Annotated in this window: 7 protein-coding genes; all 7 read left to right on the plus strand. The window is 54.4% G+C overall.

Annotated features, from left to right (window positions below; all coding sequences use genetic code 11):
* Window positions 1-209 precede the first annotated feature (209 nt).
* The 7 genes from HPY58_13990 to HPY58_14020 all read left to right on the plus strand — a co-directional run bounded on the left by HPY58_13990 (window position 210) and on the right by HPY58_14020 (window position 3384).
* On the plus strand, window positions 210-437 hold the full coding sequence (locus HPY58_13990) for a helix-turn-helix transcriptional regulator (protein NPV30725.1): 228 nt from the start codon (window positions 210-212) through the stop codon (window positions 435-437).
* A gap of 25 nt (window positions 438-462) precedes the next feature.
* Window positions 463-630, plus strand: coding sequence for a hypothetical protein (locus HPY58_13995; GenBank protein ID NPV30726.1), 168 nt, complete (start codon window positions 463-465; stop codon window positions 628-630).
* A gap of 153 nt (window positions 631-783) precedes the next feature.
* On the plus strand, window positions 784-972 hold the full coding sequence (locus HPY58_14000; GenBank protein ID NPV30727.1) for a hypothetical protein: 189 nt from the start codon (window positions 784-786) through the stop codon (window positions 970-972).
* A 91-nt stretch (window positions 973-1063) separates the two neighbouring features.
* Window positions 1064-1279 (plus strand): hypothetical protein, encoded by a 216-nt coding sequence (locus HPY58_14005; GenBank protein NPV30728.1) that lies wholly within the window; start codon window positions 1064-1066, stop codon window positions 1277-1279.
* Between the two features lie 106 nt (window positions 1280-1385).
* Window positions 1386-1856, plus strand: coding sequence for a helix-turn-helix transcriptional regulator (locus tag HPY58_14010; protein ID NPV30729.1), 471 nt, complete (start codon window positions 1386-1388; stop codon window positions 1854-1856).
* 235 nt (window positions 1857-2091) lie between these two features.
* The gene (locus tag HPY58_14015; protein NPV30730.1) at window positions 2092-2580 is read left to right on the plus strand and encodes a hypothetical protein; all 489 of its coding nucleotides are present in this window, start codon (window positions 2092-2094) and stop codon (window positions 2578-2580) included.
* A 15-nt stretch (window positions 2581-2595) separates the two neighbouring features.
* Window positions 2596-3384: a hypothetical protein gene (locus tag HPY58_14020; protein ID NPV30731.1), complete on the plus strand. Its 789-nt coding sequence runs from the start codon at window positions 2596-2598 to the stop codon at window positions 3382-3384.
* Window positions 3385-3513 lie beyond the last annotated feature (129 nt).

The following is a 3513-nucleotide window of genomic DNA, read 5'->3' on the forward strand; positions in this document are numbered from 1 at the left end:
CCTTAGTTTTTTAATCCTCTTTCCTACCATCATGTTTTCCCTCAGGTTTAGATTACCACAATGCGAGACAAAAATTTGTCCCTTTTCGTGGCAGCAAGAAAAAAAGAGATTTTAAAAGCAGTTGTCACGTAACGGGACGATATGGCCAGAAATCTGGTTTTACAGTTGCCACGTTTTGTGGTAACGTATTCTCAGGAGAGGTGAGAAAAATGAACCGCATAAAGGAACTGCGCAAAAAACATAAAGTGACCGCTAAACAACTCGCCGAAGCCGTTGGGACATCCCGCTCAAACATCTCGATGATAGAAAACGGCTTTCGTAAAGCCGATATAGACCTCGCAAAACGCATTGCAAAATACTTTGGACTAACAATCGAAGAGGTTTTTTTTGTTGACGAGTGCCACGAAACGAAACATCCACGCGCTTCTGGCGAGTAGCCAGCGGAGAAAAGGAGGTGACAGCATGAAACTCCGAGTCCCCATCGAGGAAGTCCGCGAGGGTGACCGCATCAACAGCAAAGAGGTCGTGGAGGTGCTGCACAGGTTCACGGGCTACGTTAGGCTGGTCCTGCGCGGAGGTAAGGTTGTAGACGGCTTCAGGAATAGAGACTTTGTTGAGGTGGAGAGATAAGGGGGCAGGTACGGTGAAAGCGCCAAAACAGCAAGCCAAAGACGCCCGGATCCGGGCGGCCCTCCGCGTGATGGCGGAGATAGCCCTACGGATTATAAGGAAGCGGAAGCAGGCCGCGTAACCAGCGTCCAGTGTAGTAGGGGAGGTGAAACCATGACCCGCAAGCAGTACGAGGACCGCATGTTCTACCTGCTGATGCGGATGGCTGAGTGCCAGCGCATTCTGAAGCAGGCGGAAAAGGCCAGGGAAGAGCTGGAGCAGTACCGGGCAGAGTTGGAACAACTGGCCCGGGAGTACGCGGAAAACAGCACCGTGGCGGCCCGGCTTAAGGTAGTGAAGTAGTGGGGGAAAGGAGGAATAGCGTGAAGAGGGTACTCAAGCGCCTTTGGCTTCGGTGGGAGGCCTGGAAGGCCGAACGCAGGAAGCGGCAAAGGTGGGCGACTTACTTCCGGTCGGGAGGGTTGATACGGTGATGGACGACAGGGGCATTTGCCCGCTTAAGGTTCTGGCGAAGCCAAACGGGCGAGAACACGAGCACTGGTGCGAAGGCGAAGATTGTGCCTGGTGGCTGAAAGACTGCGCGGTGAAAGTAATAGCGGAAGCGCTACTTAGCCTCCGTAAATACGGCATTGCGACATACAACCCATAGGCGGGGTTGATTCCCCCGGCACCGGGCCCTAGCGCCGGGGGTGGGAGGATGAACAAGGGGGTTTGTTCCTTGAAAACATTAAACCACCGCGAAGGGAGGTGGTGCAATGTTTAAAGCTGCACGGAAAGCGGCCGGGCTGAGCATAGAAGCGGCAGCGTTTAAGCTCCATACCGGCAGTAGGACACTCATCAATTACGAAAATGGTCATACGCTGGTGCCACCAGAGATAGTCCTCAAAATGGCAGAAGTATACGGCCAGCCGGTATTAACCGCAAAGTATTGCGCAGATTGCTGTCCCATCGGTCAGGTGTATGCATACCCGCTAGTTGACAAAGATCTGGCAACCATCGTGTTGGGGTTATTAAAGGAGCACAACGATGTGCGGTTAATCAGGAGTCGTCTGATAGAAATAGCAGCTGATGGATTAATCACGGAAGAAGAAATACCGGAATTTGAAGCCATACTTAATGAATTGCTGGACTTGGAGCAAAAAATCGAGGAGCTAAAACTTTGGGCGGCACGATTGTTACCGATTGCAACTATGATCCGCCGGAGAAAAGAAAAAGCGGCTTGCTAGCCGCACGAAGTTGAGCGCCTTACGACAACCACCTAAATCTAATATAGCATACCAAGCCATGAGATGCAAACTGCGCCCGGTGGCGGCGGAGATAAGCGAGCGGGTAGGGTGGACATGGCCCCGGGGCGGCACGGCATGGCCCAACTTCCTTAAACCCTTCTCCTTTCCCGTTTGGGGCCGGGTCAGGCGGCCCGGCCCTGACTCACTCTTCTGACCCATAAAGGAGTGATTTGAGTTGGAAACCACCTTCCGGATAAATTACGAAGAAATGTTGCTCTACATCAAAAAAGCCGTCCAGGAAACCCTGAATCAAATCCTGAAAAACCTCAACCTCGACGAAACCATTACTACCCTTCAATCCTACCCTGCAAAAATAAAGGCCCAGCAAACCACCCTCATTTCTCTGCAGCGTTCTCTCGAAGACGCAAAGCTTGAACTGGAGACCATAAAAGCGGACATCATAGCAGATATCAGCGCTGCCGTGGGCGAAAACGGCAAGCCGCTGTTTTCCAACGAGAAAGCCAGGGAGGCAGAATTTGTCCGCCGGGCGAAGTCCAGCCCCGAATACCAGGAAGCGCTGAGCAATTACCGCGCGGTGGAAGACAGCTACAACGAAGCCAAGTTTACCCTCGACCAGCTGTACAACGAATTTTCGGCGCAAAAAGCTATCCTTGCCGCACTTGCGGCCAAGGTAAATTTCCTGGCCGGAATCCCCAAAATATAAGGAGGTTTCGAAAACATGACTCTGGCTCTGGCAAAGCAGGAACTTGCTGTCGTCAAGTTCGAGTCCCCGGTACTCTGCTCTCAGGAAGAGCAGGGGGAGATCCTGGAAGTCATGCAGGCCAACTTCAGCGAAGACGTACCAATAGATTTCCCGCGCATTAGAATCCCTCCCGGCGGCGGGACGACCTTCGAGGTGCCCTCGGAAGAAGGCACGGAACCAGTTAAGGAACTGGTCGGCGTGATCCTGGACCATTACCGCGTAAACGCCTACTGGGAAGGGGAATACGCCGGGACCGGCACACCTCCCACCTGCTCGGCACTGGACGCCAAGACCGGCATCGGCAAGCCCGGCGGCAACTGCGACACCTGCAAGCTAAACGCCTGGGGCAGCAATACCAAGGGCGGCCGCGGCAAGGCCTGCAAAAATATCCGCCGTGTCTATCTCCTGACCGAAGGAGAGATGCTTCCATACCTTCTGGCCCTGCCGCCGACCAGCCTGGAAGATTTTAACGCCTACATGCGCCGCCTGACCTCCAAGCACAAGGTCCCCTATTACGGCGCCATCAGCAAAGCCAAGCTGTACAGGGCGCAGAACAAAGACGGGATTACTTACTCCGCCGTGGCCTGGAGCTTCGTTGGCGCGCTGTCGCCCCAGGACAGGGCTGCCATGAAGAATTACGCTGCCACCCTGAAGGCGGCGATGCGCACCGCGAAGGTTGAAGGCATCGAGTACGGCAACGATGAGACAATCGATGTCTCCGCCTTTGCAGGCTCCGGCGCCTTTCTCGACGACGAGCCGTTTTAAAGAGATCGGGCGGTCCCCGTCTTAACGGGGCCGCCCGGGCCTCCACAAAAGCGGGGTGCACAGAAAAATGACTATGCCTCAACGGGTTACAGAACCGGAAACCATTCGCGGCACCGTACACAGGGTGCG

This window comes from Bacillota bacterium (genome assembly GCA_013177945.1).
Taxonomy (GTDB): Bacteria; Bacillota; DSM-12270; order Thermacetogeniales; family Thermacetogeniaceae; genus Ch130.